The sequence below is a fragment of the Variovorax sp. YR634 genome, assembly GCF_900106655.1.
In the GTDB taxonomy this organism is placed as follows: domain Bacteria; phylum Pseudomonadota; class Gammaproteobacteria; order Burkholderiales; family Burkholderiaceae_C; genus Variovorax.
In genome coordinates, this window is record NZ_FNOL01000014.1 from 161,531 (window position 1) to 175,306 (window position 13,776).

16 protein-coding genes are annotated in these 13,776 nt (G+C 65.9%); all 16 read left to right on the forward strand.

Going from position 1 to position 13,776, the window contains the following annotated elements:
- Positions 1-6 precede the first annotated feature (6 nt).
- On the forward strand, positions 7-738 hold the full coding sequence (gene ubiE, locus BLV60_RS22370; protein ID WP_093057473.1) for a bifunctional demethylmenaquinone methyltransferase/2-methoxy-6-polyprenyl-1,4-benzoquinol methylase UbiE: 732 nt from the start codon (positions 7-9) through the stop codon (positions 736-738).
- Positions 739-779: 41 nt separating this feature from the next.
- Positions 780-1,802, forward strand: coding sequence for a Tim44 domain-containing protein (locus BLV60_RS22375; protein WP_093057474.1), 1,023 nt, complete (start codon positions 780-782; stop codon positions 1,800-1,802).
- Between the two features lie 166 nt (positions 1,803-1,968).
- Positions 1,969-2,538 (forward strand): ubiquinone biosynthesis accessory factor UbiJ, encoded by a 570-nt coding sequence (locus tag BLV60_RS22380; RefSeq protein WP_093057475.1) that lies wholly within the window; start codon positions 1,969-1,971, stop codon positions 2,536-2,538.
- The gene (gene ubiB, locus BLV60_RS22385) at positions 2,535-4,100 is read left to right on the forward strand and encodes a ubiquinone biosynthesis regulatory protein kinase UbiB (RefSeq protein WP_093057476.1); all 1,566 of its coding nucleotides are present in this window, start codon (positions 2,535-2,537) and stop codon (positions 4,098-4,100) included. The genes BLV60_RS22380 and ubiB overlap by 4 nt, the downstream gene beginning before the upstream one ends.
- Before the next feature lie 13 nt (positions 4,101-4,113).
- Complete coding sequence (locus BLV60_RS22390) at positions 4,114-5,562, forward strand: high affinity choline transporter 1 (RefSeq protein WP_093057477.1); 1,449 nt, start codon at positions 4,114-4,116, stop codon at positions 5,560-5,562.
- Between the two features lie 102 nt (positions 5,563-5,664).
- The gene (locus BLV60_RS22395) at positions 5,665-6,000 is read left to right on the forward strand and encodes an FmdB family zinc ribbon protein (protein WP_093057478.1); all 336 of its coding nucleotides are present in this window, start codon (positions 5,665-5,667) and stop codon (positions 5,998-6,000) included.
- A 9-nt stretch (positions 6,001-6,009) separates the two neighbouring features.
- Positions 6,010-6,642 carry a DUF502 domain-containing protein gene (locus tag BLV60_RS22400; protein ID WP_093057479.1) on the forward strand — a complete coding sequence of 211 codons (633 nt, stop codon included), beginning with the start codon at positions 6,010-6,012 and terminating at the stop codon, positions 6,640-6,642.
- Positions 6,643-6,680: 38 nt separating this feature from the next.
- Positions 6,681-8,486, forward strand: coding sequence for an aspartate--tRNA ligase (aspS, locus tag BLV60_RS22405; protein WP_093057480.1), 1,806 nt, complete (start codon positions 6,681-6,683; stop codon positions 8,484-8,486).
- 15 nt (positions 8,487-8,501) lie between these two features.
- Positions 8,502-8,978 carry a dihydroneopterin triphosphate diphosphatase gene (nudB, locus tag BLV60_RS22410; protein ID WP_093057481.1) on the forward strand — a complete coding sequence of 159 codons (477 nt, stop codon included), beginning with the start codon at positions 8,502-8,504 and terminating at the stop codon, positions 8,976-8,978.
- Positions 8,975-9,751 (forward strand): endonuclease/exonuclease/phosphatase family protein, encoded by a 777-nt coding sequence (locus BLV60_RS22415; RefSeq protein ID WP_093057482.1) that lies wholly within the window; start codon positions 8,975-8,977, stop codon positions 9,749-9,751. Before nudB ends, BLV60_RS22415 begins: the two co-directional genes overlap by 4 nt.
- 73 nt (positions 9,752-9,824) lie before the next feature.
- Positions 9,825-10,556, forward strand: a complete 732-nt coding sequence (folE, locus tag BLV60_RS22420; protein WP_093057483.1) for a GTP cyclohydrolase I — start codon at positions 9,825-9,827, stop codon at positions 10,554-10,556.
- Positions 10,557-10,559: 3 nt separating this feature from the next.
- Positions 10,560-10,982, forward strand: a complete 423-nt coding sequence (locus BLV60_RS22425; protein ID WP_093057484.1) for a BLUF domain-containing protein — start codon at positions 10,560-10,562, stop codon at positions 10,980-10,982.
- A gap of 10 nt (positions 10,983-10,992) precedes the next feature.
- A complete protein-coding gene (locus tag BLV60_RS22430; RefSeq protein WP_093057485.1) occupies positions 10,993-11,874 on the forward strand; it encodes an EamA family transporter in 882 nt (293 codons plus the stop codon).
- A 4-nt stretch (positions 11,875-11,878) separates the two neighbouring features.
- Entirely contained in the window at positions 11,879-12,703 is an 825-nt protein-coding gene (locus BLV60_RS22435) for a DUF429 domain-containing protein (RefSeq protein WP_093057486.1), read from the forward strand.
- A 124-nt stretch (positions 12,704-12,827) separates the two neighbouring features.
- The gene (locus BLV60_RS22440; protein ID WP_093057487.1) at positions 12,828-13,025 is read left to right on the forward strand and encodes a CsbD family protein; all 198 of its coding nucleotides are present in this window, start codon (positions 12,828-12,830) and stop codon (positions 13,023-13,025) included.
- 65 nt (positions 13,026-13,090) lie between these two features.
- On the forward strand, positions 13,091-13,609 hold the full coding sequence (locus tag BLV60_RS22445; protein ID WP_093057488.1) for a BON domain-containing protein: 519 nt from the start codon (positions 13,091-13,093) through the stop codon (positions 13,607-13,609).
- Positions 13,610-13,776: the final 167 nt, after the last annotated feature.

Below are 13,776 nucleotides of genomic sequence, written 5' to 3' on the forward strand. Positions count from 1 at the left end.
GGTTGCATGAGTACCACACACTTCGGCTTCGAAACAGTCGACGAAAGCGAGAAGGCCCGCCGCGTTCGCGGTGTCTTCGATTCAGTTGCCTCGCGCTACGACGTCATGAACGACCTGATGTCGGCCGGCCTGCACCGCGCCTGGAAGGCGTACACCGTGATGGTCGCGAACGTGGGCGAAGGCTCGCGCGTGCTCGACATCGCGGGCGGCACCGGCGACCTCGCGCTGGCCTTCGCAAAGAAGGTCGGCGCCAGCGGGCAAGTGGTTCACACCGACATCAACGAGGCCATGCTGCGCACTGGTCGAGACCGCCTGCTCGATGCCGGCGTGGTGCTGCCCACCATGGTCTGCGACGCCGAGAAGCTGCCTTTTCCGGACAACCACTTCGACGTTGTCACGGTGGCCTTTGGCCTGCGCAACATGACGCACAAGGACATCGCGCTCAAGGAAATGAACCGCGTGATCAAGCCGCGCGGCAAGCTGCTGGTGCTCGAATTCTCGAAGGTCGCGAAGCCGCTCGCAAAGGCCTACGACTGGTACTCCTTCAACGTGCTGCCCCGCCTGGGCAAGCTCGTGGCCGGCGACGACGCGAGCTATCGCTATCTCGCCGAATCGATCCGGATGCACCCCTCGCAAGAGGAGCTCAAGACCCTCATGAAAGAGGGCGGTTTCGGACATGTGGACTATCACAACATGACGGGTGGCATCGCCGCCCTGCATGTTGGAATCAAGTGTTGAAAGTGTTGATCAAGCGAATCTTTCGCTCAAGAGGAGACGACATGAAAAGTTTGGGTTCTTTGTTTTTGGCAGCTGCATTGGTGCTGGGCAGTGTCCAGGCCGAGGCTGCCCGCATGGGCGGTGGCAAGTCGGTGGGGCGCCAGTCGTCCAACGTGACGCAGCGCGAGTCCGCATCGCCCAGTGCGCCTTCGCAGCAGAGTGCGACCAACGCGGCGGCGGCGAAGCCTGCAACGCCCGCACCCGCCGCCGCTGCACCGAAACGTCCGTGGGGCGCGATGCTCGGTGGTCTGGCCGCTGGCCTTGGCCTCGCATGGCTCGCAAGCTCGCTCGGCCTCGGTGCCGGCTTCGGCAACATCCTGCTGATCGGCCTGCTCGTGCTGGCCGGCGTGGTGGTGTGGCGCATGATCAAGTCGCGCTCGCAACCTGCCGGCAATCGCCAGGGCGGCTTCGCGTTCCAGGGCGCGGGCGGCAGCCCCGCCAATGCCAGCGCGCCGGTGCAGTACAGCCCGGCCAACGTGGGTAACGACGCCTCGGCACGTCCGTGGGAGCGCAATGCAGCGGCCTTCGACGCCACGCCTTCGAACGACGCACCGCATGGCAGCAGCCTCTCGGCAGCGGGCGCCGCGGCCGGTGGCAGCATGATCGGCTCGGCACTCGCCGGTTCGCAGTCCTGGGGCATTCCCGCGGGCTTCGACATCGACGGCTTCCTCGGCGCAGCCAAGCGCAACTTCGTGACGCTGCAGGACGCATGGGACCGCGCCGACGTGTCGATGCTGCGTTCGATGATGACCGACGGCATGGTCGACGAGATCCGCGCGCAGCTGGCCGACCGGGCCAGCCACACCGGCGGTGCCTCGAACAAGACTGAAGTCGTGATGCTCGACGCCAAGCTGCTGGGCATCGAAGAGCTGCCCGACGCCTACATGGCCAGCGTGGAGTTCTCCGGCATGATCCGCGAAGACGCCTCGGCCGGCCCGGGTCCGTTCCGCGAAGTGTGGAACATGACCAAGCCGACCAGCGGCAACAGCGGCTGGCTGGTGGCTGGCGTGCAAGCACTGCAGTAAATAAAGGCTAAAGGCTCGTCCCCAGGCTTCGCGCACTTCGTGTCGCTTCTCCTGCCCCTGCCGGGGGCAACACCAGCAGCCCGGCAAAGCCGGTTCTGCGGTGTTTCTGGAAAAGGGCATGCGGTCCATGAGTCGCGGGGCGCTACAGTGACGGGATAATGGGGACATGGCCACACCATCGTCCCCATTTTCTTTTCTCGGCGACCTCTTCAACCGCATCGGCGAGCGCCTGCAGCCGCCGGACTGGGCCGTTCACGAGATCCAGCACCGCGCGGTCCTGTTCCTGAACCATGTGCTGCAGCAGGAGCCCGAGGCCCAGCAGCGGCTGCTGCGCCAGCAGGGGCGGGTGGTGCGCTTCCAGTGGCGCTTCGTGACCATGGAACTGGTGGCCACGCCGGCCGGCCTGCTCGACCTGGCCCCTGCCGGTTCGGTGCCAGAACTTACGCTCACCGTTACCGACGATTCCCCCTTCGATATCGCCCGCGCCACGCTGCGCGGCGACAAGCCGGCCGTGCAGATCATCGGCGACGTACAGCTGGCGGCCGAGGTCAACTGGCTGGTCGACCATGTGCGCTGGGACGTCGAGGACGACCTTGCCCGCGTGATCGGCGACGTGCCTGCGCACACTCTGGGCAACGGCGTGCGGCGTGTCGTGGGCGCGCTGCGCCAGTTCGTCGGCGACCGCACGGCCAAGGCTGGCGGCTCGACGGCCGGCTCGGCGAGCACGGCCGAATGAGGCGCTTCTACCGCGGACTGTTCATCGTCTGGGTCGCGCTGCGCTACGGCCTCGACGAGCTCGTGCTCACGAGCTTCAGGAAGCCCTGGCTGCTCGTTGTGGCGCGTGTCGTTTCGATCGGGCGCAACCTCGACGCGCCGCGCGGCCAGCGGCTGCGCGAGGCGCTCGAGCGCCTCGGCCCCATCTTCGTGAAGTTCGGCCAGGTGCTGTCGACCCGGCGCGACCTGCTGCCGCCCGACATCGCCGACGAGCTGGCCTTTTTGCAGGACCGCGTGCCGCCGTTCCCGTCGTCGGTGGCCATCGCCACCATCGAACGCGCATTCCGCCGCCCGGTGGGCGACGTGTTCGTGCAGTTCGACGAAACGCCCATTGCCAGCGCGTCGATCGCGCAGGTGCATTTCGCGACCATCCGCACCAACCAGGGCGATGTGCGCGAAGTGGCGGTCAAGGTGCTGCGCCCCAACATGCGCGGCGTGATCGAGAAAGACCTGGCGCTGATGGCCATGATGGCCGGCTGGCTCGAAAACCTCTCGGCCGACGGCAAGCGCTTGAAGCCGCGCGAGGTGGTCGGCGAGTTCGACAAGTACCTGCACGACGAGCTCGACCTGGTGCGCGAGGCCGCCAACGCCGCCCAGCTGCGCCGCAACATGGCCGAGCTCGACCTGGTGCTGATCCCCGAGATGTTCTGGGACTTCTGCCATCCCGAGGTCATCGTGATGGAGCGCATGAAGGGCGTGCCCATCGCGCAGATGGACCGCTTGCGCGCGGCCGGCGTCGACATTCCCAAGCTGGCGCGCGACGGCGTCACGATCTTCTTCACGCAGGTGTTCCGCGATGGCTTTTTCCACGCCGACATGCACCCCGGCAACATCCAGGTGAGCCTGGAGCCCGAGACCTTCGGGCGCTACATCTCGCTGGATTTCGGGATCATCGGCACGCTGACCGAGTCGGACAAGGAATACCTCGCGCAGAACTTCGTGGCCTTCTTCCGGCGTGACTACAAGCGCGTGGCCGAACTGCACCTCGAAAGCGGCTGGGTGCCGGTGGGCACCCGCATCGACGAGCTGGAGGGCGCCATCCGCACCGTCTGCGAGCCGTACTTCGACCGGCCGCTGAAAGAGATTTCGCTGGGCATGGTGCTGATGCGCCTGTTCCAGACCTCGCGCCGCTTTCACGTCGAGATCCAGCCGCAGCTGGTGCTGCTGCAGAAGACGCTGCTCAACATCGAGGGCCTGGGTCGCAACATCGACCCAGAACTCGACCTCTGGGCCACAGCCAAGCCTTTCCTCGAGAAGTGGATGGTCGACCAGATCGGCCCCAAGAAGCTGCTGCAGCAGCTCAAGGCCGAGGCACCGCGATACGCCAAGCTGCTGCCCCAGCTTCCTCGATTGCTGCACGATTTCCTGGAAAATCGCCCGTCCGACAACCGCCGCGAGCTGCTCGAACTGCTGGCCGAGCAGAAGCGCACCAACCGGTTGCTCCAGACCATCGTCTACGGTGGCATAGGTTTTGTATTGGGGTTGCTCGCCATGCAATTGCTGGTGCGCGTGCGCTTGTTCTAGAGGAGTTTCCGCCGTGTTGTTGACGCTGGTCATCGTCTATCTGCTGGTCACCATCGCAATCGGCCTCTATGCCGCCAAGCGGGTGAAGAACACCACCGACTTCGCCATTGCCGGGCGGCATCTGCCGCTCTTCATGATCGTCACGACCACCTTTGCCACGTGGTTCGGCTCCGAAACGGTGCTCGGCATCCCGGCGAAGTTCATCGAGGGCGGGCTCAACGGCGTGGTCGAAGACCCGTTCGGCGCGGGCACCTGCCTGATCCTGGTGGGCCTGTTCTTCGCGGGCAAGCTCTACCGCATGACGCTGCTGACCATCAGCGACTACTACCGCGAGCGCTACGGCCGCACGGTGGAGGTGGCCTGCTCGCTGATCATCATGCTGAGCTACCTGGGCTGGGTGTCGGCGCAGGTCACGGCGCTGGGGCTGGTGTTCAACCTGCTGTCGGGCGACGCCATCAGCATTCCGGTGGGCATGGTGATCGGGGTGGTCTCGATCCTGGCCTACACGCTGTTCGGCGGCATGTGGTCGGTGGCGGTGACCGACTTCATGCAGATGATCATCCTGGTGGCTGGCCTGGCCGTCATCGCGGTGTTCGCGGGCAACATGGCCGGCGGCGCCGACAAGGTGGTGGCCTTTGCCGTGAGCAAGGACCTCTTCAAGTTCTGGCCAGAGCCGAGCTGGCACGACATGGTGTTCTTCTTCGCGGCTGCCATCACGATGATGCTTGGCTCAATTCCGCAGCAGGACGTGTTCCAGCGCGTGATGTCGGCCAACAGTGTGAAAGCGGCCCAGCGCGGCCCGGTGATCGGCGGCGTGGCGTACATCCTGTTCGCCTTCGTGCCGATGTTCCTGGTGGCCAGCGCGCTGCTGATCATGCCGGAGCAGACCGCCGCGCTGCTGAAGGAAGATCCGCAGAAGGTGCTGCCCACGCTGGTGCTGCAGAAGATGCCGTTCGTGATGCAGGTGCTGTTTTTTGGTGCGCTGCTGTCGGCCATCAAGTCGACCGCCTCGGCCACCTTGCTGGCGCCCAGCGTCACTTTCACCGAGAACATCTGGCGCCAGTTCCGCCCGGCCGGCACGGACCGCCAGAACCTCATGACGATGCGCATCACGGTGCTGCTGTTCAGCGCCGCCGTGCTGGCCTACGCCATTCGCATGCAGGGCACCCCGATCTACGAACTGGTGTCAGGTGCCTATCAGGTGCCGCTGGTGGGGGCCTTCGTGCCGCTGGTGTGCGGCCTGTACTGGCGCCGCGCCAGCACCCAAGGAGCAGTCGCCTCGATCGTCCTGGGCATCGGCGTGTGGCTGCTGTTCCTGTGGATGCCCTGGGGCAGCGCGTTCCCGGCCCAGCTGGCGGGCGTGCTCTGCTCGTTCGTGGGCATGGTGGCCGGCTCGCTGCTGCCGCAATGGTTGGCGAACACTCACACGCCGCACCGCCCGCTGGCCACCGAGCCAGCCTGAAGCCCGGGCTCGGCGGTCGGGCTGGGCGCCCTTTGGCAGGGGCGCCCCTATAATCGAGGGCTTTGCGAGCGGCAGCTGCGCCGCTTTTTGACCTCATTTCCCATGCCCATCTACGCCTACAAGTGCAGCGCCTGCGGCTTTGCCAAAGACGCCCTGCAAAAGATGTCCGACGCGCCCCTGACGGTGTGTCCGGCGTGCGGTGCGAGCGCATTCGAAAAACAGGTCACGGCCGCCGGCTTCCAGCTCAAGGGCTCGGGCTGGTACGTGACCGATTTCCGTGAGGGCGGCGGCAAGAAGGCCGAGCCTGCCACGGCGCCCGTGTCGAGTGACGGTGCCAAGTCCGCCGAATCTTCCTCTTCCGCCGCCACGCCGAGCCCCGCTCCGGCGCCCGCGGCACCGGCCCCCGCGCCGGCTGCTGCCGCCAAGAGCGGCGACTGATCGATCACCATGCTCGCCCTGCGCAAATGGTTGCTGTCCGGCCTGCTGGTCATCGTGCCGCTGGTCATCACGCTCGGCGTGCTGAACTGGATCATCGGTACGCTCGACCAGACGCTGTGGCTGCTGCCTGAGCAATGGCAGGTCTGGCTCAGCGACCACAAGGTGCGCGGCCTGGGCGTGCTGCTCACGCTGGCGATCCTGCTGGTGGTGGGCGCCACCGCCAGCAACTTCGTCGGCAAGCGCCTGCTCGGCTGGGGCGACGCCGTGGTGCGCCGCATTCCGGTGGTGCGCTCGATCTACTCCAGCGTCAAGCAGGTGTCGGACACGCTGTTCTCCGAGAACGGCAATGCCTTTCGCACCGCGGTGCTGGTGCAATGGCCACGCGAAGGCGTGTGGACCATCGCCTTCGTCACCGGCGCGCCCGGCAACGAAGTCGCTGAACACCTCGGCGAAGAGGAATTCCTCAGCGTCTATGTGCCGACCACGCCCAACCCCACGGGCGGCTACTTCGTGATGCTCAAGCGCAGCGACTGCATCGAACTGAAGATGAGCGTGGACGAAGCGCTCAAGTACATCGTCTCGATGGGGGTGGTCGTTCCAGGCGGCCCCACCACGGTGGCGGTGAAATCTTCCAACTCATAAAAAACGAACGCGCCGACAAGGCGCCGGAATGGATTCCTATGGCCATGCGTACTCACTATTGCGGTCTCGTGACCGAAGCCCTGCTGGGCCAAACCGTCACCCTGTGCGGCTGGGTCAACCGTCGCCGCGACCACGGTGGCGTGATCTTCATCGACGTGCGTGACCGCGAAGGCTACGTGCAGGTGGTGTGCGACCCCGATCGCGCCTCCACCTTCGCCGTGGCCGAGAACCTGCGCAACGAGTTCTGCGTGCAGATCACGGGCCTCGTGCGCGCGCGTCCCGAAGGCACGACCAACGACCAGCTCAAGAGCGGCAAGATCGAAGTGCTGTGCCACGAACTGAAGGTGCTGAACCCCTCGGTCACGCCTCCGTTCCTGCTGGACGACGACAACCTGTCGGAAACCACCCGCCTCACGCACCGCGTGCTCGACCTGCGCCGCCCGGCCATGCAGCGCAACATGATGCTGCGCTACAAGGTGACGATGGAAACGCGCAAGTTCCTCGATGCCAACGGCTTCATCGACATCGAGACGCCGATGCTCGGCAAGTCCACGCCCGAAGGCGCGCGCGACTACCTCGTGCCCAGCCGCGTGCACGACGGCAGCTTCTTCGCGCTGCCGCAGTCGCCCCAGCTGTTCAAGCAGCTGCTGATGGTGGCCGGCTACGACCGCTACTACCAGATCGTGAAGTGCTTCCGCGACGAAGACCTGCGCGCCGACCGCCAGCCCGAATTCACGCAGATCGACATCGAGACCTCGTTCCTCGCCGAAGAGGAAATCCGCGAGATGTTCGAAGGCATGATCCGCAACGTGTTCCGCAACGCCGCTGGCATCGACCTGCCGGTGTTCCCGACCATGACGTATGCCGACGCAATGTTCAAGTACGGCTCGGACAAGCCCGACCTGCGCGTGAAGCTCGAATTCACCGAGCTGACCGAGCTGATGAAGCGCGTCGAGTTCAAGGTGTTCTCGAATGCCGCCACCATGACGGGTGGCCGCGTGGTGGCGCTGCGCGTGCCCGGCGGCGGCGCCGAGGGCGGCCTGTCGCGCGGCGAAATCGATGCGTACCAGGAGTTCGTGAAGATCTACGGCGCCAAGGGCCTGGCCTACATCAAGGTCAACGACGCCCAAGCCGGCCGCGAAGGCCTGCAGAGCCCGATCGTGAAGAACCTCGACGACAGCACGCTGGCCGAGATCATCGCCCGCACGGGTGCGCGCAATGGCGACATCCTGTTCTTCGGCGCCGACAAGGAAAAGGTCGTCAACGACGCCATCGGCGCGTTGCGCGTCAAGATCGGCCACAGCGCCTTCGGCAAGAAGGCGGGCCTCTTCGACGACCGCTGGGCACCGCTGTGGGTGGTGGACTTCCCGATGTTCGAGTTCGACGAGGAAGGCCAGCGCTGGAGCGCCGTGCACCATCCGTTCACCGCGCCGAAGGACGGCCATGAAGACCTCATGGACACCGCTCCCGAGAAGTGCATTGCCAAGGCCTATGACATGGTGCTCAACGGCATTGAAATGGGCGGCGGCTCGGTGCGTATCCACCGCGAGGAAGTGCAGAGCAAGGTGTTCCGCGCGCTGAAGATCAGCGCCGAAGACGCACAGCTGAAGTTCGGCTTCCTGCTGGACGCGCTGCAGTACGGCGCGCCGCCGCACGGCGGCATTGCCATCGGCCTGGACCGCCTCGTCATGCTCATGACCGGCGCCGAGTCGATCCGCGACGTGATCGCCTTCCCCAAGACCCAGCGCGCACAAGACCTGCTGACGCAGGCGCCGAGCCCGGTCGACGAGAAGCAACTGCGCGAGCTGCACATCAAGCTGCGCAACACGCCTCAAGCTGCCTGATGCTCTGAGGCTCCCATGACGACCAGCCCTCGACCCTGGAAGATCCCGGAGTCGGTGCTGGTCGTGATCCACACGCCGGCGCTCGATGTGCTGCTGATCCGGCGTGCGGATGCCGAGACCGACTTCTGGCAGTCGGTCACGGGCAGCAAGGACGCGGCCGATGAGCCGCTCGCGCTCACCGCGGCGCGCGAGGTGGCCGAGGAGACCGGCATCCAGTGCGGCGAAGGCACGGCGCTGGCCTCGCAACTGGTCGACTGGCAGCTGCGCAACGTCTACGAGATCTACCCCCGCTGGCGCGCCCGCTACGCGCCCGGTATCACCCACAACACCGAGCACCTGTTCGGCCTGTGCGTGCCCGAACGCATCACGCCCACGCTAGACCCGCGCGAGCACACCGACTGGCGCTGGCTGCCGTACCACGAAGCGGCAGATGCCTGCTTTTCCCCATCGAATGCCGAAGCCATTCTGTTGCTGCCAGAATTTGCGCGATGAACCAGCCGGCAGCAGCAGCAGTAGCAGCAACGCAGAACCTCCGGGTCGCGACCTACAACATCCACAAGGGTGTTCAAGGCATCGGACCCGCACGGCGGCTCGAAATCCATAACCTTGGCCACGCCATCGAGCAGCTCGACGCCGACATCGTCTGCCTGCAGGAAGTGCGCAAGATGAACCGGCAGGCGGCCGCCCGTTTCGCGCGATGGCCCGAGTTGCCGCAGGCCGATTTCCTCGCGCCCGAGGGCTACACCGCCGTCTACGAGACCAATGCCGTCACGCGCCACGGCGAGCACGGCAATGCGCTGCTCACGCGCTGGCCGGTGCTGCGAATCAACCATCAGGACATTTCCGACCACCGTTTCGAACAGCGCGGGCTGCTGCACGTGGTGATCGATGTGGAGGGCCGGCGGGTGCACACCATCGTGGTGCACCTCGGGCTCATCAAGGGCAGCCGGGTTCGGCAGATTGCGCGCCTGCGCGAGTTCATCGACCGCGAGGTGCCGCCCGACGAGGCCGTTGTGGTGGCCGGCGATTTCAACGACTGGGGCGCGCGCATGCGCTACGCCATGAATGCCATGGGCCTGCGTGACACCAGCGACCTGCGCGGTCCGCGCACGCTCACTTACCCCTCGCGCCTGCCGGTGGCGCAGCTCGACTTCGTCTACGGACGCAGGCTGGAGCCGCTGGCCTGCACGGTGCCGCGCGGCCCGATCTGGGCTCGCATGTCCGACCACCTGCCGCTGGTGGCCGATTTCACGCTCCTCAATTGATAGCATTGCTCCAAGAAGGGACGGGCGTTGCGGGCCCGAATGTCTGGAGCCATTCACTGGTACGATCCCCGCCATGCTGAGGAAAACCGACGTCGACCCGCGCCCCGATCGAAACGACGATGACGAGGGTACGCCCGTCTCCGTGAAGATCCGTGAGCGCCTCACCGCGGCGCGCAAGCGCTTCAACGCCAATGACAACATCGCCGAGTTCATCGAGCCCGGCGAGCTGGAGGCCTTGCTCGACGAGGTCGAGGTCAAGATGAAGGGCGTGCTCCAGAGCCTGGTCATCGACGTCGAGAACGACCACAACACCGACAACACAGCACGGCGCGTCGCCAAGATGTACCTGAACGAGGTGTTCCGCGGCCGCTACGTGGCGCCGCCCTCGCTCACCGAGTTTCCCAACGCCGAGCACCTGAACGAGCTGATGATCGTCGGCCCGATCACCGTGCGCAGCGCCTGCTCGCATCACTTCTGCCCGATCATCGGCAAGCTCTGGATCGGCGTGATGCCCAACGAGCACACCAACGTGATCGGCCTGTCGAAGTACGCGCGCCTGGCCGAGTGGGTCATGGGCCGTCCCCAGATCCAGGAAGAAGCCGTGGTTCAGCTGGCCGACCTGATCCAGGAAAAGACGCAGCCCGACGGCCTCGCGCTGGTCATGGAAGCCGAGCATTTCTGCATGGCCTGGCGCGGCGTGAAGGAAATGGACAGCAAGATGATCAACTCCGTGATGCGCGGCGTGTTCCTCAAAGACCCGAGCCTGCGCCGCGAATTCCTTTCTCTCCTTCCCCGAAAGAGCTGAGCCATGCTGGTCCGACTTCTCTACGCCAGCCGCGCCGTCGACACCAGCCCCGAGGCCATCGAGGCGATCCTTGCGCAATCGCGCACGCACAACACGACCTGCGGCATCACCGGCATCCTCTGCTACGGTGCCGGCACCTTCCTGCAAGCCATCGAGGGTGGCCGCATGGCCATCAGCGAGCTCTACGGCCACATCCAGCGCGATGCGCGCCACAAGGACGTGGTGCTGCTGCACTACGAAGAGATTTCCGAGCGCCGCTTCGGCGGCTGGACGATGGGACAGGTCAACCTGTCGAAGCTCAACGCATCGACGCTGCTGAAGTACTCCGAAAAGCCCGAGCTCAACCCGTACGCGGTGTCGGGCAAGGTTTCGCTGGCGCTGCTCGAAGAGCTGATGGCCACCGCCGCCATCGTCGGCCGTCACTAGTCCGGCAGGGGTGCCGCTCTCTGCATTCGCGCTGATCCTGCTCGCCGGGATCGTTCACGCAGGCTGGAACATCGCCGCCAAGAAGGCGAATGGTGATGCGCGATTCAGCTTCCAGACCAGCGTGTTCAACATGCTCATCTGGGCGCCCGTGGGCATCACGCTGGGCTGGAACGTGGTGCCCGGCTGGGGCGTGACGGAGTGGGGCTTCGTCGTGCTCAGCGGCGTGCTGCACATCTTCTATTTCATCGTGCTGCTGCGCGGCTATCGCAAGTCGGACCTCACGGTGGTCTACCCGCTCGCGCGCGGTTCGGGGCCGCTGCTGTCGTCGCTGGTGGCGGTGCTTTTCCTGGGCGAGAAGATCAGCCTGATTGGCGTGGCAGGCATCGCTGGCGTGGTGGGCGGCGTGTTCCTCGTTGCCGGCGGGCCCAAGCTGTGGCGCAAGGCGCATGACCCGGCGCAGCGCGAGCGCGTGCACAAGGGCATCCGCTACGGCGTGCTGACCGGCGGCTTCATCGCGGCGTACACCGTGGCCGACAGCTACGCGGTCAAGTTCCTCGCGATGTCGCCGATCCTGCTCGACTACTTCGGCAATCTCGTGCGCATGGTGCTGCTGGCGCCTGTCGCGCTGAAGGACCGTGCGACCACCGCGCGCATGTGGCGCGAGCAGTGGAAGTACGCGCTGCTGGTGGCGGCGGTCAGTCCGGTGTCTTATGTGCTGGTGCTGTACGCGGTGCAGCAGGCGCCGATCTCGCACGTCGCGCCGGCGCGCGAGGTGTCGATGCTGTTTGCCGCGTTGATCGGCGGCCACCTGCTGCGCGAAGGCGACCGGCTGCTGCGGCTGCTCGGCGCGCTGTTCATCGCCGCCGGGGTGGTGGCGCTCGCGATGGGCTGAGGCGATGGTGCTGTTCGGCTGCGACTTCTCCAGCGCGCCGACGGCACGCAAGCCGATCGTGATTGCGGTTGGTGAACTGGCCGGTGCCGACCGCGTCAGGCCGACCAGCCTGCAGCGCTTCGCGACGCTCCAGGCGTGGGGCGAATGGCTGTGCGCCACGCCGTCCTGGACCGGTGGTTTCGACTTTCCGTTCAGCCTGCCGCGCGAACTCGTCGAGCATCTGCGATGGCCCCCGCAGTGGAAGCCGCTGATGGCCCACTACGCCAGCCTGAGCCGTGCCGAAATCCGCGAGACCTTCGCTGCGTTCTGCGCGGCGCGCCCGGTCGGCGGCAAGTTCGCGCACCGTGCGACGGACGGGCCGGCGGGCTCCAGTCCTTCGATGAAATGGGTCAACCCGCCAGTGGCCTACATGCTTCATGCGGGCGTGCCGCGCCTGCTGGCGGCCGGTGCGCGCATTCCAGGCCTGCACGCAGGCAGCGGTGCCGACCGTATTGCGCTGGAGGCCTATCCCGGCCTGCTGGCGCGCGAGCTGATCGGGCGCCGCAGCTACAAGAGCGACGACCTGCAGAAGCAGACGCCTGAGCGGCACGCCGCACGCGCCGACCTGCTGGCCGCGCTCGAGGCCGGGACAACCCGCCTCGGCCTGCGGCTCTCCATCACCAGGCCGCAGCGTGCCGAACTGCTGGCCGATGCCCGCGGCGACGACATCGACGCAGTGCTGTGCCTCCTGCAGGCGGCCTGGGGCCTGCAGCGTGCCGGCAGCCCCGGTCCGGGCCACGGCCTGCCGGAAAGCGTCGACCCGCTTGAAGGATGGATCGTCAGCGCCTGAGCCTTGTTGTCCTACACCGCTTCGGGCTTCCGTCGGCATTCGCCGTCACCGGCCGGGGCCTAGATTGAAATCAGTGGGTCATTCCGGCCCACGGATTTCACTACCCGAACAGGAAGGAAGCGACATGAACAAGGACCAAGTGGCAGGCCGCGTCGAGGAAGCCAAGGGCAAGCTGAAGGAAGTCACCGGCAAGGTCGTCGGCAACGAAAAGCTCGAGGGCGAGGGCATTGCCGACCAGGCCGCCGGCAAGGTGCAGAAGACCTACGGCGACGTCAAGGAAAAGGCCAAGGACGCGATCAAGTCGGGCGCCGACAAGTTGTGACCGAACAGGGCGGCGGGCACACCCCGCAGCCCTTTTCCATCTCCGTGAGTGACTGGAGGATTCCCATGAACAAATCGAATCAATACATCGCCATGCCGCATTCGCGTGCGTGGCTTGCCGTGCTCGTGGCCGGCGCAGCGCTGACGCTGGCCGCCTGCGACAAATCCGACAACCGCACCGCGGGCGAGAAGCTCGACAGCGCTGTGGCGAAGACCGAGCAGGCCGCCGATACCGCGGCCGCCAAGACCGGCCAGGCTGTCAAGGACGCCACGGCCAAGGTCGAGTCGTCCAGCACCACTGCTGAGGTGAAGGAAGGCATGGCCAATGCCAAGGAAGCGGCCAAGGATGCCGGCGCAGCGATGAGCGCGACGGTGAACGATGCCGCCATCACGGCTTCCGTATCCGCGGGCCTGGCCAAGGATCCGGACCTGAGCGCGATCAAGATCAACGTCGACACCAAGGGCGGCGCGGTGAGCCTGAAGGGCCCGGCGCCCACGGCGGCAGCCAAGGCGCGTGCCGAAGAGATCGCCAAGGGCGTGCAGGGCGTGACGTCGGTGAGCAACCAGCTCGAAGTGAAGGGCTGATTGATCGCCCTGGCGAGCTTTACTCGTTCACCCATGAAAAAGCCCGGTTCTACCGGGCTTTTTCATGGGCGGTGACCCGTCCTGACCTGGGTTGACACCTTTTCCCTCAGAAAAGGCGAGTCAATGGAATCAGGCATCAAACGCACGCAGCGGGACTACACGCTGGC